Source organism: Rossellomorea sedimentorum (assembly GCF_046237645.1).
Lineage (GTDB): Bacteria > Bacillota > Bacilli > Bacillales > Bacillaceae_B > Rossellomorea > Rossellomorea sedimentorum.
On sequence record NZ_CP143546.1, the window covers coordinates 4,170,992 to 4,188,309 of the forward strand.

Annotated in this window: 15 protein-coding genes and 3 tRNA genes; 2 read left to right on the forward strand and 16 right to left on the reverse strand. The window is 41.4% G+C overall.

The genetic code is table 11. The features are described from left to right. Positions 1 to 3: 3 nt before the first annotated feature. From yycF to V1502_RS20335, 5 genes are all read right to left on the reverse strand, one after another. A complete protein-coding gene (yycF, locus tag V1502_RS20315) occupies positions 4 to 714 on the reverse strand; it encodes a response regulator YycF (RefSeq protein ID WP_409252406.1) in 711 nt (236 codons plus the stop codon). Between the two features lie 285 nt (positions 715 to 999). After that, on the reverse strand, positions 1,000 to 2,448 hold the full coding sequence (locus tag V1502_RS20320; protein ID WP_409252407.1) for a peptidoglycan DD-metalloendopeptidase family protein: 1,449 nt from the start codon (positions 2,446 to 2,448) through the stop codon (positions 1,000 to 1,002). 303 nt (positions 2,449 to 2,751) lie between these two features. Beyond that, positions 2,752 to 2,824 (reverse strand) — tRNA-Phe (locus V1502_RS20325). Between the two features lie 161 nt (positions 2,825 to 2,985). Further along, a tRNA-Asp gene (locus tag V1502_RS20330) sits at positions 2,986 to 3,062 on the reverse strand. A gap of 260 nt (positions 3,063 to 3,322) precedes the next feature. Beyond that, a tRNA-Glu gene (locus V1502_RS20335) sits at positions 3,323 to 3,394 on the reverse strand. Positions 3,395 to 3,616: 222 nt separating this feature from the next. On the opposite strand from V1502_RS20335, the gene V1502_RS20340 reads away from it, so the two are divergent. Next, positions 3,617 to 4,648, forward strand: coding sequence for a potassium channel family protein (locus V1502_RS20340; protein WP_409252408.1), 1,032 nt, complete (start codon positions 3,617 to 3,619; stop codon positions 4,646 to 4,648). Positions 4,649 to 4,743: 95 nt separating this feature from the next. Here the strand turns inward: V1502_RS20340 and V1502_RS20345 are convergent, their stop codons facing one another. The 11 genes from V1502_RS20345 to V1502_RS20395 form a co-directional block, all read right to left on the reverse strand. Beyond that, positions 4,744 to 6,030 carry an adenylosuccinate synthase gene (locus tag V1502_RS20345; RefSeq protein WP_409252409.1) on the reverse strand — a complete coding sequence of 429 codons (1,287 nt, stop codon included), beginning with the start codon at positions 6,028 to 6,030 and terminating at the stop codon, positions 4,744 to 4,746. Positions 6,031 to 6,732: 702 nt separating this feature from the next. Next, positions 6,733 to 8,097 carry a replicative DNA helicase gene (gene dnaB, locus V1502_RS20350; protein WP_409252410.1) on the reverse strand — a complete coding sequence of 455 codons (1,365 nt, stop codon included), beginning with the start codon at positions 8,095 to 8,097 and terminating at the stop codon, positions 6,733 to 6,735. A gap of 127 nt (positions 8,098 to 8,224) precedes the next feature. Then, entirely contained in the window at positions 8,225 to 8,674 is a 450-nt protein-coding gene (gene rplI, locus V1502_RS20355; protein WP_006837316.1) for a 50S ribosomal protein L9, read from the reverse strand. After that, entirely contained in the window at positions 8,671 to 10,644 is a 1,974-nt protein-coding gene (locus V1502_RS20360; protein WP_409252411.1) for a DHH family phosphoesterase, read from the reverse strand. Before V1502_RS20360 ends, rplI begins: the two co-directional genes overlap by 4 nt. 31 nt (positions 10,645 to 10,675) lie before the next feature. Further along, the gene (locus tag V1502_RS20365) at positions 10,676 to 11,611 is read right to left on the reverse strand and encodes a YybS family protein (RefSeq protein WP_409252412.1); all 936 of its coding nucleotides are present in this window, start codon (positions 11,609 to 11,611) and stop codon (positions 10,676 to 10,678) included. A 285-nt stretch (positions 11,612 to 11,896) separates the two neighbouring features. After that, a complete protein-coding gene (gene rpsR / locus V1502_RS20370) occupies positions 11,897 to 12,130 on the reverse strand; it encodes a 30S ribosomal protein S18 (RefSeq protein WP_044022817.1) in 234 nt (77 codons plus the stop codon). A gap of 43 nt (positions 12,131 to 12,173) precedes the next feature. Continuing rightward, positions 12,174 to 12,701, reverse strand: a complete 528-nt coding sequence (gene ssb / locus V1502_RS20375) for a single-stranded DNA-binding protein (RefSeq protein ID WP_409252413.1) — start codon at positions 12,699 to 12,701, stop codon at positions 12,174 to 12,176. A gap of 78 nt (positions 12,702 to 12,779) precedes the next feature. Next, positions 12,780 to 13,067 carry a 30S ribosomal protein S6 gene (rpsF, locus tag V1502_RS20380; RefSeq protein ID WP_409252414.1) on the reverse strand — a complete coding sequence of 96 codons (288 nt, stop codon included), beginning with the start codon at positions 13,065 to 13,067 and terminating at the stop codon, positions 12,780 to 12,782. Between the two features lie 907 nt (positions 13,068 to 13,974). Continuing rightward, positions 13,975 to 15,075: a redox-regulated ATPase YchF gene (ychF, locus tag V1502_RS20385; protein WP_409252415.1), complete on the reverse strand. Its 1,101-nt coding sequence runs from the start codon at positions 15,073 to 15,075 to the stop codon at positions 13,975 to 13,977. Between the two features lie 267 nt (positions 15,076 to 15,342). Continuing rightward, complete coding sequence (locus V1502_RS20390) at positions 15,343 to 15,540, reverse strand: DUF951 domain-containing protein (RefSeq protein WP_409252416.1); 198 nt, start codon at positions 15,538 to 15,540, stop codon at positions 15,343 to 15,345. 13 nt (positions 15,541 to 15,553) lie between these two features. Further along, positions 15,554 to 16,504, reverse strand: coding sequence for a mechanosensitive ion channel family protein (locus tag V1502_RS20395; RefSeq protein WP_409252417.1), 951 nt, complete (start codon positions 16,502 to 16,504; stop codon positions 15,554 to 15,556). A gap of 191 nt (positions 16,505 to 16,695) precedes the next feature. Between V1502_RS20395 and yyaC the strand changes: the two genes are divergently transcribed. Beyond that, a complete protein-coding gene (gene yyaC / locus V1502_RS20400; protein WP_409252418.1) occupies positions 16,696 to 17,316 on the forward strand; it encodes a spore protease YyaC in 621 nt (206 codons plus the stop codon). Positions 17,317 to 17,318 lie beyond the last annotated feature (2 nt).

Sequence of the window (17,318 nt, forward strand, 5' to 3'; positions counted from 1 at the left end):
TACTTACTCCTGTTCCGGATTTCGGAGATAATAGCCGACTCCTCTTCTTGTCACAATCCAATTTGGATGGCTTGGATTATCTTCAATTTTTTCACGCAGGCGTCTAACCGTTACATCGACTGTTCGTACATCACCGTAATAGTCATAACCCCAAACGGTTTGCAATAGATGTTCACGTGTCATGACTTGTCCAATATGCTTGGCAAGATAATGAAGCAGCTCGAATTCACGGTGTGTAAGCTCAATGGTCTCTCCCCTCTTTGATACTATATAAGCATCCGGATGGATAACCAATGAACCAACAGCAATCTCATTGCTGCCTTCCTGTTCTGCCTGTTGCGCAGCACCGTGCTGGTGTCTGCGCAGATTTGCCTTCACACGGGCAATCAATTCCCGCGTACTAAACGGTTTCGTTACATAGTCATCAGCACCCAATTCAAGACCGAGTACTTTATCAATTTCCGAGTCTTTGGCTGTCAGCATAATAATGGGCATTTCATATTTCTTTCTGATTTCTCGGCACACTTCCATCCCATCGCGGTTGGGAAGCATGATATCAAGCAGCACTAAGTCAGGCTTTATTTCTTCAGCCATTTTGACAGCTTCGTCACCATCATAGGCACAATGAACCTCATAACCCTCTTTTTTCAAGTTGAACTGCAAAATGTCTGCAATCGGTTTTTCATCGTCAACGACAAGTATCTTCTTATCCATAGTCCCAAGTCTCCTTTATTCTGAATATCTGTATTTTAAATGAACGTGTTTCTTAGTTATAAATATGTTGTGCAAAATCTGCCTGGTAAACAACTTACCGGGTTGATTCTAATTTATCATTTAATTGGCTTTAATTCACCTTTTATACCAAATAAGAGTGGTAATGTCTTCATATTGTAATCTTTCCCTAACAATAGGTTTATAGACTTTATCTCCCGGGGAATATAAAGAAAAGCCTCTGAGCCGGCTGGCCAGAGGCATGAAATTATCATTTTGATACGCAAATTAATATAGACTTAAAGGATTAACCAACGTGCCATTTTTGTATACTTCCAAGTGAAGGTGTACACCTGTCGATTGTCCGGTTTCACCCATCTTTCCAATAGAAGAGCCCGCTGCTACAGTTTGTCCTGCGGAAACACTGATGCTGCTGAGATGGGCATATACAGAACGATATCCGTTATTATGGTCAATGATGACTTTATTTCCATATCCGCCTGAATCCCATCCTGCGGAAACTACGGTTCCATTATCGATGGCTTTGATTGTCAGGTTGTTTGGACGGGCAATATCAATGCCTTTATGCATTCTGCCCCAGCGCTGTCCCACTTTGGAGGATACGTATCCACCGTTAGTCGGCCATACAAAACTTCCTGATCCCCTTGAAGGAGTTACTTTTGTACCTTTGATCACGATATATTTAACTGGTTCTTTCGTAACGTTTTCTTCTTTCACTGTACGGTTAACCTGAACTCCATTTTCTTCTTTTGTCAGGTAAATGACGGCCTTTTCCCCATCTTGACCTTCTTGTTTAACTCTCATGTCACCCTTGTTCATGGAAGAGTCTTCAATTACTTCTTTTTCATATGCAATTGTTTCTACAGCAGACTGCTCTCTTTCCACTGTTACATGCACAAGCGGTTTATAAACTGTTACATTGATTTCCTGATCGATTTGAAGCAGGCTGTCTTCTTTCAGCCCAGGATTAAGCTCGAGTAACTTTCCTGAAGTAAGGTCATGTTTTTGAGCAATACTTCCCAACACGTCACCCTCTTGAACTAAATACTTCTTCTCTTCAAGGGTACCCTTCAATAGAAAATCTACCGCTTGATCGGCAGTAAGAATTTCTCCTGGGGCTGCTTTAGTTTCTTCAATCTTTGCCTCTTCAGAAAGTTTTACTGAGATCAATTTCGTATCTTCATTGGAATCCGGAGTTCCTTCTTCCAGCTCTTTCAGTTCTTCCTCTGTTACAAATCGGAGTTTAAGCTTTTTCAGTGTCAACTCAGCTTCTTGCTGATCTTTCACTAATACGGCCGGTTCATCTCCAAAAGAGATAGAAGCAGCTGCTGCTTTTGCTTCCACTGATTCAGTCAATTGTTCAATCACTGACTCATTTTTTGCAGTTGCCCTGAAAACCTGTTCAGGGATAAAAGAAATATTTTCGGCAAGTTCCAATTCAATGGATTCATATTTTGTTTCTTCAGCATGGAGCTTGCTTTGAACTGCTTTTTCAACAGCTGCTTTATCCGTCACAGAACCATAATATTCTGTGCCCATATAGACATGGTAGATCGTTTTTAATTCAGAATCACCGTTTGCATAGGCTGAGCCAAACGTAATCGCAGACAGTGCAATGGTTGTCATTGCCGCTCTTTTAAAAAGTTTAATTGATTTATGTATGAATTTATTTGGACTTTCTTCTTTAGATGAATGATTGGTAGTTCTCCAAGTCATTGGTCTTTCCTCCTAGCTAAAGACAAAGAAACCGGTAAACAATAAATATATTAGTCTCTTTTACCTAAAAAATATGTTTAATTTAAAATTATACTTTACTAATCTACCATAATTCTGTTAATTAGAGAGAAACGTTTTCATAATGTAACATAATTGTATAATAAGTTACAAATTCTGCCTTTTCAATGTGCTATTCTTCAGCTTTTCAGAGAATGAAGGATAGATCCATTTGAAGGGGCAGTTTGTCATAGGAAAATAAAAAAGCATTGCGAGAGTCATGTCGTCGCAATGCTTTTTAGTTGATGGCTCAGGACGGAATCGAACCGCCGACACATGGATTTTCAGTCCATTGCTCTACCAACTGAGCTACTGAGCCTTAGTAGTATATTTCCTAAAGGAAAGTTAAGATGGGAATTTATCGTCCAGCTCTCAGGGAGCTCATTCAAGGTGAAGCTCGAGCTGTACGCTTAGGCTTACTCTAGCAAAACCCTCTTAGTTTGGACTTATATCCAGGTGTGAAACCTAATAATATGTAAATGGCGGTCCGGACGGGACTCGAACCCGCGACCTCCTGCGTGACAGGCAGGCATTCTAACCAACTGAACTACCGGACCAAAGATTTTTGACGTAGTCAAAATATCTATCCTTAATGTAAGGAGCAGTATTAACTTGTCAAAATATTCAACCTTAAATAGCTGACAAGCAAAATATTCATCCTTAATATAAGGAGCAGAAATTGTTTGTCTTTTATAAAACCATTAATGCTTTCGCAAAGAATAATTCAGTGCTGTGCGACATTAAAGAAGTTTATTTTACTCCGCTTCGCTTCGCAACTTTAAGGAAGTTTATTTTCGCTGGCGCGAAAAAAACTATATGACCCATACGGGATTCGAACCCGTGTTACCGCCGTGAAAGGGCGGTGTCTTAACCGCTTGACCAATGGGCCGTTTTGCTAGGAGCAACGAAGTTAATATTATCATAGGGAATAAGATTTAGGCAATATCTTTTTTAAAAATAATGTCGAAAATGATGAATTATGTCTAAACAGAATGAATTATGTAGTTCACCTCCCTGATTTTACCCCTTCATTTTAAGAATTCTCCTCAAAACCCTGAGTGATATTGCTGATTCATGATAAGATGGAAGAAAAAAGCAGGAGGTGTGATGATTGACCATTTTCTTAAGATTATGGAAGAAGATATCCAAAATGGATTTCAGTGTAATCTTAATGCTTTCAGTAGCCATTGTGTTGCTGGGTACATTTTCAATTCATTTTCTGGAGCCTGAAACATTCCCAACTCTTTTTGAAGGCTTTTGGTGGACGATGACCACTCTTACGACCGTGGGGTATGGCGATTATTTTCCAGTGACTACAGAAGGACGGATACTGGGAGTATTTCTTTTCATCTTCGGTATTGGTATTCTCGGGTTGTTAATCAGCAAAATCATGGATGTTCTGGCAACCTATCATACACTTAAAAGGGAGGGAAAACTTATGTATAAGAATAAAGGTCACTTTATTTACATCGGATGGTCAACAAGAACGGAAAGAGCCATAAAAGAAGTGCTGGCCAATCGGACGGATAAAGAAATCGTCTTGGTCGATCAATTGAATTCAACCCCCTTTTCTCATGAACAGGTGCACTTTGTAAGCGGAGATCCGTCCAACGAGGAAACGTTAATGAAGGCGAATATTACGGAAGCCGATCGAGTGGCCATTTTTTCTGATATGTCCATAACTCAACCTGTGCTGGCGGATGGAAAGTCATTATTGATTGCTTCTGCCGTAGAGGCGCTTTCCAAGAAGCACAAGGCTAATATTCATTCGGTTGTTGAGGTTATGGAAGAAAAGAATATTCCCTTATTTAATCATATTGATGTAGATGATTTTGTGCTTTCTAATGATTCTGTGTCACTGTTAATGGCAAAAGCAACACTTCAGCCCGGGACAACCGGATTATTCAGGCAGCTTTTGAGCAAGAAATTCGGAAAAAATATTCATGAATTCAAGCCGTTGGCAGATTGGAAATCTTATAAGGATGCTTCACAATTTTTATTCGATAGAGGGGCCGTCCTGATTGCAGTCAATGAAGACATGGATTTCAGTAACGCAGCGGATAAAAGGCTTGATAAGGATGATACATTATACATAATTTGTGATGATCAAGTCTTCCAGGATTTAATCAGGCAACAGCAATAAAGCTCTATGGAAGCCCTAGACAGCTTTGTGGTCTAAGGAATCCTATAAACACAGGAAAAGCTTGAGGAAAGTCCTCAAGCTTTTTTTTAGTATTATTAGCTCCACACGCTTCTGACGATATTTGTTTGCGAGCGGTCAGGGCCTACTGAGAATATAGACAATGGGATTCCTGTCAGCTGGGAAACGCGCTCAAGGTAGTGACGGGCATTCTCTGGCAGATCACTTAATGTTTTGCAGCCTGTAATGTCTTCTGTCCAGCCAGGAAGCTCTTCATATACAGGTTCGCACTCGGCAAGGATATTCAGGTTGGCTGGGAACTCATTGATCACTTCACCTTTATATTTATAAGCCGTACAGATCTTCAAGTTTTCAATCCCTGTAAGTACATCAATGGAATTAAGGGAAAGATCTGTCATTCCGCTCACACGGCGGGCATGCCTTACCACCACGCTGTCAAACCAGCCGACACGGCGCGGACGTCCTGTAGTTGTACCGTATTCACGGCCGACCTCGCGAATTTGATCGCCGATTTCATTGTTCAACTCTGTAGGGAAAGGACCGTCTCCTACACGAGTTGTGTAGGCTTTGGATACACCTACGACATGAGAGATCTTTGTCGGGCCTACACCCGACCCAATCGTCACACCGCCTGCAACAGGGTTGGAAGAGGTTACGAATGGGTATGTTCCCTGGTCAATGTCCAGCATGACACCTTGAGCTCCTTCAAACAGGACACGGCGCCCCTCATCAAGTGCATCGTTCAGGACAACAGATGTATCGCACACATACTGTTTGACTTGCTGGCCGTATTCATAATATTCATCAAGAATTTCCTCAAGCGTGAAGCCTTCTGTCTCGTAGAAACGCTCTAATAAGCGATTCTTTTCCTCAAGGTTTCTTGTCAGCTTTTCTTTGAAAGACTCGTAATCCAGTAAATCAGCAATTCGGATCCCGTTACGGGCCGCTTTATCCATATAAGCCGGGCCGATCCCTTTTTTGGTTGTACCGATCTTATTGGCACCTTTACGCTCTTCTTCCACTTCGTCCAATTTCAAATGATAAGGAAGAATAACATGGGCACGGTTGCTGATACGCAGGTTATCCGTTGTGATGCTGCGATCGTGAAGATATTTTAACTCTTTTACTAGTGCTTTAGGATCGACAACCATGCCGTTCCCGATTACAGATGTTTTATCTTTATAGAAGATTCCGGATGGAATTAGATGCAGTTTATAGGTTTCACCATCAAATTTGATTGTATGTCCTGCGTTATTTCCGCCTTGATATCTTGCAATTACCTCAGCATTTTCTGAAAGGAAATCAGTAATCTTACCTTTTCCCTCGTCTCCCCATTGTGTTCCTACAACTACTACTGAAGACATTAATGAGCACCTCCGCTAGGGTTAATTAAATCGTTCTCTTATCAAACATCACTATTTTATCAGTACAAAGATACTAAAGTCAACGAAAACACGAACATTAATTATGTAATATATTTTATTTGTTCGTAAAAAATATATTTCTTAGTTCATTCATTAGTTTGTGAAGAAAAGAGGTTATCTATGAACTGTTATATATTTTAAATCCTCTTTTTTAAATTAACGTGAATTCAGATAGGCAGTATACTGATTTCAGCAACTGGTGTGTGACTCCGCGGGGCGGGTCGTAAGCATTCTTCGACTGCACCCGAGGTTGGTGTTCGAACGAGAAACCACCGTTATAAAATGAAATGATTTCTATAGTCAGGTGTTTATCTAAGAAACAACCTATTATAAATCGAATTCCCTTCCATAATCAGGTGTTTAACCAAGAAACACCCTACCATACAACAAAATAGTTCTTTTATTCATGTGTTTACGACCGAAACACCCTAAAATAAAACAAAACCTCTCCTATATTCAGATGTTTAACCGAGAAAAACCCTATTTTTAATCGAACTCACTCCCATAATTAGGTGTTTCCCTCTAAGATTTACCCCCAACAACATGCCCCTGTAACAGGGTGAAAATAAAACCACCCCTAATCAAGCCGAGCTGAAGAACTGCGAGAGTATGAAAAAGAGTCAGGGATGACTCCCCGACTCTTTATGCACCAGGTGGAACACCTGCGTCATCATACCTTCTTTCCAGGTTGACGAACTTATTATATTCTTTGACGAACGCGAGAGATACCGTTCCAACAGGGCCGTTACGCTGCTTGGCGATAATGATTTCTATGATATTCTTATTCTCTGATTCTTTATCATAGTAATCATCACGGTATAAGAAGGCAACGATATCGGCATCCTGCTCGATACTTCCTGATTCACGGATATCCGACATCATTGGGCGTTTGTCCTGACGTTGCTCAACTCCGCGGGAAAGCTGAGAAAGGGCGATGACCGGAACTTCCAATTCACGCGCAAGCCCCTTTAGTTCACGGGAAATTTCCGAAACTTCCTGCTGACGGTTTTCTCCTGAACGGCCGCTTCCCTGAATGAGCTGCAAGTAGTCAATCAAGATCATTCCGAGACCGTGCTCCTGCTTAAGGCGGCGGCATTTGGAACGAATCTCCCCGATTTTGATACCAGGTGTATCATCAATATAGATTCCGGCATTTGAAAGGCTTCCCATTGCCATCGTCAATTTGCGCCAATCTTCATCTGTCAGGGATCCTGTACGCAGGTTCTGGGCATTGATATTGCCTTCCGCACAAAGCATACGCATGACCAGCTGTTCGGCACCCATCTCCAAACTGAAGATCGCTACGTTCTCATCCGTCTTGGTTGCCACGTTTTGCGCAATATTAAGGGCAAAGGCCGTCTTACCAACAGAAGGACGGGCGGCTACAATGATCAGGTCATTTCGCTGGAATCCTGCTGTCATTTCATCGAGGTCGGCGAACCCTGTTGGGATGCCTGTAACATCTTCGGTACGATTGTGAAGAAGCTCAATATTGTCATAGGCTTTCACTAGAACATCCTTGATATCATGGAAAGCGCCGGCATTTTTACGCTGTGCGACTTCCATGATATTTTTCTCGGCTTCACTTAACAGGGCATCGACTTCGTCTTCACGGGCATATCCATCCTGAGCGATGGTTGTTGCTGTTCGGATCAGTCTTCTGAGCAGCGATTTTTCTTCGACGATCTTGGCATAATACTCGATATTGGCAGCAGTCGGAACAGAACCTGCCAGCTCACTCAAGTAAGAAACCCCGCCGACATCCTCTAATTCCTTCATAGCAGAAAGTTCTTCTGTAACCGTGATCAAGTCAACAGCTTTCCCTTTGTCTCCAAGATTCAGCATCACATTGAAGATTTTTTGGTGAGAACTGCGGTAGAAATCTTCAGGTATCAGCGATTCGGATGCCTGGGTAAGGGTGCTCGGTTCTAAGAAAATTGCACCGAGTACAGCCTGCTCGGCTTCTATATTTTGCGGTGGAACATGATTGGATAATATTTCATTCATATAGTGTAAACCTCCAGAGAGAAGGATTTTTTTCAATAGAAAAAATGTGATCGGCAGAACCACCTGATCACATTTATATAAGTCTATTCTATTTTAACACGTTTTTCGGTAAAATCGATTTCCAATATTAGTTTTCTTCTGTAACGTGTACTTTTAAAGTAGCCGTTACATCCGGGTGAAGCTTTACGGGTACATTGGTGTATCCCAATGAGCGGATGGCATCGTTCATTTCGATTTTCCGCTTATCGACTTTGATTTTATGGGTTTTTTTCAGTTCATCAGCGATCTGCTTGCTTGTAATGGAACCGAACAAGCGCCCGCCTTCACCGGATTTAGCTTTCATTTCAACAGTCAGGTTTTCCAGTGTTTCTTTTAATTTTTTCGCTTCAGCCAGCTCTTCTGCCGCCTGCTTCTTTTCTTTGTTTTTTTGGCCTTCCAACTGGCTTACGCTTGAGTTTGTTGCTTCTACAGCAAGGCCTTGCTTGATCAGGAAGTTATGTGCATACCCATCGGCAACATTCTTCACTTCACCTTTTTTACCTTTTCCTTTTACATCTTTAAGAAAAATGACTTTCATGATTCTTTTCCCCCTTCAAAGTATTCATCCAACACCACTTTAAGGCTGTTTTCGGCTTCCTCTACAGTGATGCCGGGCAGCTGTGTAGCAGCATTTGTTAAATGGCCTCCTCCTTGGAGGTTTTCCATGATAATTTGGACATTCACTTCGCCAAGTGAACGGGCACTGATACCGACCAGATCATCCGTTCTTTTTGAGATGACGAAAGAAGCTACGACGCCATCCATCGTAAGGAGTGTATCAGCTGCCTGTGCAATCAAAACAGGATCGTAAATGACATCCTCCTCACCTTTGGCAATGGCTACTCCCTCATAATAAAAATCGACGGTTTCAATCAGTCTTGACCGCTTTATATAGGTATCGACATCTTCTTTTAAAAATTTTTGGACAAGTACAGTATCTGCACCCTGTCCTCTTAAATAAGAGGCGGCATCGAAGGTCCTTGAACCTGTCCGTAAGGTAAAGCTCTTTGTATCGACAATGATTCCGGCCAATAGGGCAGTGGCTTCCATCATCGAGATTTTTTCATGTTTAGGCTGATACTCCAATAATTCTGTCACAAGTTCTGCTGTCGAAGAGGCATAAGGCTCCATATAAACGAGCAGCGGATTTTTGATAAAATCTTCCCCGCGTCTGTGATGGTCGATGATCACAACCCTTTCAGCCCTTTGCAGAAGTCTTTCCTCGATGACGAGGGACGGTTTATGCGTATCCACGACAACCAGCAATGTATCGTCGGTCATCAAATCCAGCGCCGCCTCAGGTGTGATGAACTTGGAGTGCAGGTCAGGGTTGGATTTAATCTCGTTCATCAGCCTCTTTACGCCGTTATCAATTTCATTGAAATTGACAACAACATAGCCTTCCTTCTGGTTCATCTGTGCCACTTTACGCACACCGATGGCCGCACCTATAGCATCCATATCAGGAAGCTTGTGCCCCATGACAATGACTTTATCACTTTCTATCATGAGTTCCTTCAAGGCATGGGAGATGACCCTGGCACGGACCCTTGTCCGTTTTTCCATTGGGTTTGTTTTCCCGCCATAAAATTTCACTTTACCATTCGGCTGCTTGATGGCTACCTGATCCCCGCCCCGGCCAAGAGCAAGATCCAGACTTGATTGGGCAAGGGTGCCAAGTTCCGGAAGGGTTGAAACGCCCGTTCCGACACCTATACTGAGAGTGAGTGGGACATTCTGCTTGGATGTCGTGTCTCTGACATCATCCAGTATGGAGAATTTATCTTTTTCCAGCTGCTGCAGAATTTTTTCATTAAAAACAGCAATGAAACGTTCAGAAGAAATTCTTTTCAAAAGGACACCAGATTCTTTTGCCCATTTATTTAAGATGGATGTGACCATACTGTTCAAGCTGCTTCGGGTCTGATCATCCATCCCTTGAGTCAGTTCATCATAATTATCAAGAAAGATAATGGCAATAGCTGTCCGTTCTTCTTCATATTGCTTCTCGATTTCTGTCTGTTCCGTTACATCAAAAAAGTAGAGGAGCCTTTCCTCGAGCTTTAAGATTACTCGGAATTTCCGTTCGTTCAATGTGACGACTTCGGTGTCCACTTCCTGCTTAATTAACGGCACAACCGAATCGGCTACATCATAAAGGGAGCGCCCGACCAATGTATCCTCATTAAAACAAGAAGCCATGAACGGATTGGTCCACTCGATATAGTAGTCATCATTAATGAGCATAATACCGATCGGCATCTCCATTAATGCTTCTTCCCCGACCCTTTTTAAACGGTAGGAAAGAGTTGAAATATACTCCTCTGTTGACTGATAGGTTTTCTTCTCATAGTAAAATGCAATATAAAACACGCCGGCCAGCAGGAGAAAACCGATTACAGCTATCCACCAATTGTACAGGGCCGTTGCCGCCAGCACCAAGACAGAAACAGCTGCAAGTCCGTACAGCGGATATCTGATCAATCGTTTTTTATAGTTTGATGGCATGATTTCAGCTCCTCAAATAAGAATGCTAACCTTATGACTTACGTTGAAGGCGCTGTCTAAGATCAAATCCTAAATCAATTATACCTAAAATTCTCACGAAATTAATAAGCGGAAATGATAATACTGTGATTAAAATCAGTATTCCTTTCGGCCATTTTTTCAGATGGGCAAAGAAGTAAATAAATGAGAAGCCTTGAACTACCAATAGAAGCTGGAGCACATAGTAAAGATTGTACAGTGCCCAGTGAAGGTATGTACCCATTTCAGGATTTACAAAAATCAGCAAAATTAATGTAATTAAATAATACCATACAATGCTTTGTGGAAGCTTCCAACTTCTGAAAGGAGGGAACTTAGCAGACTGTATCCCTACCTTTCTGAGCAGCGGAAAATTCACACTGATGATGATGAACATGACGAACAAAGAAGATATTAAAAATACAGATGGAATCAAAACCTCAAATAACTCCATGGCAGAAGTAATATCTTCAATTTTATCCGGAGGTACAGGCTGCCCCATAGTTTCTGCCAGCTTGAGCGTTTCGTTTATGGCATTTTTAAACTGTTCTATAGTATCCTTTATTATATTCATATTCAACAATAGGATGGATACGACATATTGAACGACAGTACTGATTAACAAAACTAAACTAGAGACGAGAAAAATCGACATTTTCGATTTCTGATTCCGAAGCATCCACCCCATAATAACACCGACTGTACCAAAGGAAAGCGTTAAAGGAAGAGTCACCAGGAAAGCACCTGCCAATAATGAAATGAAGGAGGCTGCTGCAAGCATTGTAAGCGCTGGTTTCAGCCCGTACTTTTCACTATATAGTATAAAAGGCAGAACGAGAAAGAAAGTGGTGACGATGCTGATAACCGGTACATAGGCGGTCAATAACAGGAGCACAGTATATATTGCGAGCAGTAATGCTCCTTCCGTAAGTATACGGGCGTTTTTCACTGAGACACCCCTCAATTCTTTTCAATACTTAAGTAAACAACATTAATTTTATCAGGTAAATGAAGGCTGTTTCAATTCATTAACGTTGAGCTTTTTAAGGTTTTAAGAAGTCCTCTTGTAAAGCTGCGTTTTAAAGGCTGATAAGGCGCTGCCCCATCAACAGTATAGCTAATAACGTTACATAATAACCCTATTCCCTACACCTGGAGAGAATTGCCCTCTGGGTGGAATGTATTTGGAGATAAAAAAGAACAGCAGAAGTAATCCTGCTGTTCTTTCATTTAATTATTCACCTACAACGTAAGGCAGTAATGCCATTGTACGCGCGCGTTTGATAGCACGAGTAAGTCTGCGTTGGTATTTAGCGCTAGTTCCTGTCACACGACGTGGAAGGATCTTTCCGCGCTCAGAGATGAATTTTTTCAGAAGATCTACATCTTTATAGTCGATGTGTGTAATTCCGTTTGAAGTGAAGTAACACACTTTACGACGTCTGCGTCCGCCTCTGCGCATTGCCATAGAAATCGCCTCCTTGCATATTTATTTTGTATTTTATAAGAAATTAGAATGGAAGATCATCATCGGAAATGTCGATCGGCTGACCGTCATTTGCGAATGGGTCATCATCCACACGCGTATAGTTCTGGTTGTTGTTATTATTGCGCTGATTCTGATTTTGACTATATGAATAGTCTTGCTGCTGTCTTTGTCCGCCGCCATAATTGCCGCCGCGTTCACCTTGATAACCAGAGCCGCCGCCTTGGCTGGCACTCTTCGGTTCAAGGAATTGAACAGATTCTGCTACGACTTCTGTCATGAAGACGCGTTTGCCATCCTGTCCCTCGAAATTACGAGTTTGAATGCGGCCGTCAACACCGGCGAGGCTGCCTTTTTTCAAGAAGTTAGCCACGTTTTCAGCTGGACGACGCCATACAACGCAATTAATAAAGTCCGCTTCACGTTCACCCTGCTGGTTCGTAAAAGAACGATTCACTGCAAGTGTGAAAGTTGCCACGGGCACCCCGTTTGGAGTGTATTTCAATTCTGGATCCTTTGTTAAACGACCCACGAGTACAACTCGGTTCATCATCAGAATCAACCCCTTCCTTCTAACTTTTGTTTCACGTGAAACAAGTCAGAAGCGTTCGTTTTTCAAAAAACGGCTGGATTATTCTTCTTCTTTGATTACGATATGACGGATGATATCGTCAGAGATTTTAGCTAAACGATCGAACTCAGAAACCGCTTCGTTGTTAGACTGGATTTTTACCAATTGGTAGTATCCATCACGGAAGTCGTTGATTTCATAAGCTAAACGACGTTTACCCCACTCTTTAGACTCGACGATTTCAGCACCGTTAGATGTTAGAACGTTATCGAAACGCTCAACAACTGCTTTTTTAGTTTCATCATCAACGTTTGGACGGATGATGTACATAACTTCGTACTTTCTCATCTTCTAGTCACCTCCTTATGGTCTATGCGGCCCTTCTCGGCAGAAGAGCAAGGAGCAATATATTCATTACTCACAAGTTAGAATTATATCATAGTGGACAGGCTAATGCAATAGCGCTTGGAAATACCCTTCATTTCTTTTATAGGGATTAAATATCGACTTTATTAAAGAGAGAAATAAAGATGTTGATTTCCGTTCCGGGTGTACGACTCCGTGGGGCGGGCGGTGAACTAAAAAGCGGAAGCGGCCGGTCAGCGACGTATCACTTTTAACATGGTGTCATAAATTTTGTCAGCATGAGAATCGCATGCTGATTGTTATACTAATTAGTGTGCTGCAAATGATATTTAACTAGCAGGGGGGATATTTGAGAGGCGGATAAATGAAGCAGACATATTATTCATCCTGAATTGTGAGTAACCTCTGATTGTTTAAATAAAGGGAATTTTTTCCCTTATCCTGCTGAATAGGGATAGGTTCAGGTAATATAAAGGTATTTTTTACCGTTAAGGCAAAGTAAAATTGCCCATTGTCATGCTTTTGGAGAAAATAGAGGTAATATTTTCCTCTATTTAGTCTGTTTTTTGAGATATTTCCATATTAAGAGGAATTCCTCCCCTTATTTTGTTAGCTTATTTAATGGATATTATGGTATACATGGAATTCGCTAACCAGTGCTTATCTTAGTATGAAAAATGCTTGAAGCATTTTTCTTTTCAGATTTTTATCAAATTGTTTTTAAATTTTGGAGTGAATTACTATATAACTCATATTTTGTATTTTGAAACAGACCCTTAAATATAATAGTAAGTTTTTATTTTTAACAATATAGACGCCAATTTGATTATAAAATTCTTTGCTTAGAATAAGTTAAAAGCTGCCCCATTTTAGGGACAGCTCTTGGATATTAAACATTAAATCGGAAGTGGATGACGTCTCCGTCTTTAACGATATATTCTTTTCCTTCAAGTCTTACCTTTCCAGCTTCACGTGCTGCAGCCATCGTTCCATTAGAAACAAGGTCATCATAAGATACCGTTTCGGCACGGATGAACCCTTTTTCAAAGTCAGTATGGATGATACCAGCACATTCTGGTGCTTTCATGCCTGTTCGGAAAGTCCAGGCACGGACTTCCTGTACCCCTGCAGTAAAGTAAGTTGCAAGGCCAAGAAGGTCATACGCCGCACGGATCAGCTGGTCCAAGCCGGATTCTTCGATACCCAGTTCCTCAAGGAACATTGCTTTTTCTTCATCATCAAGCTCAGCGATCTCTGACTCGATTTTTGCACAGACGACGATGACTTCTGCATTGTCACCTTTGGCAAACTCGCGGACCTGCTGAACATATTCATTATCAGAAGGATCTGCGATATCGTCTTCACTCACATTGGCCACATAAAGAACAGGCTTGATAGTAAGAAGATGCAAACCTTTTACGACTTTCATCTGCTCATCCGTGAATTCAACCGTACGGGCTGGTTTGCCTTCTTCAAATGCCTCTTTTAATTTTACAAGGATCTCATGCTCATAAGAAGCCTCTTTATCTTTTTGCTTAGCCAGCTTTTGAACACGGGCAATTCGTTTATCAACTGATTCAAGGTCGGCAAGAATGAGTTCAAGGTTGATTACTTCAATATCATCCAGCGGGCTGACTTTACCTGAAACGTGAGTGATATTCTCATCAGCAAAACAGCGGACTACCTGACAGATGGCATCTACCTGGCGGATATGGGATAAGAACTTATTTCCAAGTCCTTCTCCTTTACTCGCACCTTTTACAATCCCAGCAATATCAGTAAACTCAAATGCTGTAGGAACAGTTTTCTTTGGTTGAACAAGCTCAGTCAATTTATCAAGACGATAATCAGGAACTTCTACAATCCCAACGTTAGGGTCAATCGTACAGAAAGGATAGTTAGCAGACTCTGCACCTGCTTTTGTGATTGCGTTAAATAGAGTTGATTTCCCGACATTCGGCAAACCAACGATTCCAGCTGTTAAAGCCATTTTGGTCACTCCTCATTAAATGGAACTATATTTATTCTGCCTGATGTTTTGGCAGTACATGTCTAAAATTACTCAAACCTTTTTTAATTATAGGTTTTAAGAGATAGAAACACAAGTGAAGGGGGAGAAGGAAATGATTTTACATAGCGGGGTTACCCGGGAAATACACTTTATTCAGAGAGTATATGTAGCCTGATTTTTTCGGAAGGGCAAAAAAAGAGAGACTATTCGGTCTGAGAATAATCCCTCTTGTCTAAAACCTATATCCTATTCACCCGATGTTTCCAATACCTTCTTCATCTTCTTGGAAAACTCTCTTCTCGGAAGCATGATACTGTGGTCACATCCTTGGCACTTAATCCGGATATCCATGCCCATCCTAATGATTTTCCAACGGTTGGCACCGCATGGGTGAGGCTTTTTCATTTCAACGACATCGTGTAATTGAAAGCTTTTTGGTTCCATACTGTTTCCCCCCCTACTCACTATCAAGCTGTTTCCTATTTGATTCAATGCTTTCCTCTTCCTGCCTGTTATACATAACCATACGTGGGAATGGAATTTCAATTCCATGCTGATCCAATATCATTTTGACATCCTTGCGAATCTTGCGGGCCATGGACCAATGCTGCATCGGAGCTGTTTCGGCAACAATCCTCATCACTACATCAGAGGCACCAAGAGTCTGCACCCCTAATAGGTCAGGTGGTTTTATTAAATCTTCATATTTTTGCGGCAATGTCAGCAGGAACTCACTCAACACTTTTTCCGCTTCTTCTATATTTTCCTCATAGGCAATGCTGACATCTATAATGGCGATACTATTATGAATGGAAAAGTTGGTTACCTCGGCAATATTTCCATTGGGATGTATATGCAGTTCCCCCGTCCAGCTCTTAATCTTGGTTGTCCGCAGCCCTATTTCTTCAACAAATCCTTCGGCATTTCCTATACGGACATAGTCACCGACCGAAAATTGATCTTCGAATATGATGAAAAATCCTGTGATGATGTCCCGGACAAGGTTCTGTGCACCAAATCCGACTGCCAGGCCGACGATACCGGCACCGGCTAAAAGTGCACCGATCTCAACACCCATGTTGGTTAAAATCATTGTGATTGCTATAAAATACACGACATAGGTAAGAACATTTTCAAGAAGTTTACTTAATGTAGCTTCCCGTCTTTCCGTTATTTTAAAAGGAGAACGTGACCGGACCCTGAATATATTTCTAATAACTGTTTTTCCTATTTTAAGAATAACAGCTGTTAATATAATGATTAAAAGAATCTTTATCGCACCTATGGAAATAGTTATCCATAAGTCATCACTTATCAGTCTGTCCCAAATTTCTAGGGTTGCTTCTTTTGCCGTTTCAACTTGGTCTTGAACATCTTCTTTTGCATTTTCTTCATTCGTTTGACTCATAGAACTCACCCCTATAAAGCGCTCTGAAAATATCTTTCATTGTATCAAGTTTACCCCTATTTGAATAGCCGCAAGCAAACTATTAGAAAATTGTTTAAAAAGTCTTAGATTGTGACAAATACATAATACTATGTATAGATAAGCCTATTTCTCCGTATACTGTTAATACTACCCACAAAGGAGTGGAAGGAATGAATCTGAAAAAGGGTTTTTTCGAGCGGAAATCCGAACCATACCGAGTACTGCATGATGATGAAAAAGCGGCAGTATCGATGTCTGCGGAACTGCTCACAATGCTTCCGGCGACCATGAGACCCGTAGTAATCGTTTGTATTGGAACAGACCGCTCAACAGGCGATTCCTTAGGACCACTCGTCGGCACCTTTTTAGAAGAAAAGATAACGGACGATTTTCATATCTACGGTACACTGGACGATCCCATTCATGCCGTCAATCTGGAAGAGAAACTGGCAGAGATCGAAAAACAACACCATAATCCTTTCATTATCGGAGTTGATGCCTGCCTTGGAAGATTGAAGAGCGTCGGTGCAATCCAGCTTGGCAATGGGCCTGTTAAACCGGGAGCCGGTGTGAATAAAGAACTGCCGGATGTTGGGGATATTCATATCACTGGTATTGTCAATGTCAGCGGGTTCATGGAATTTTTTGTACTGCAGAATACGCGATTGAACCTTGTCCTTAAAATGGCCAGGATTATTTCTGAAGGTATTTATTTGGCAAGCAAGGCACGCCCGAAAAAGGAATCCTTCTTTAAAATTAACGTCAATGAAGAAAAACAGCAGTTGCTTTAATT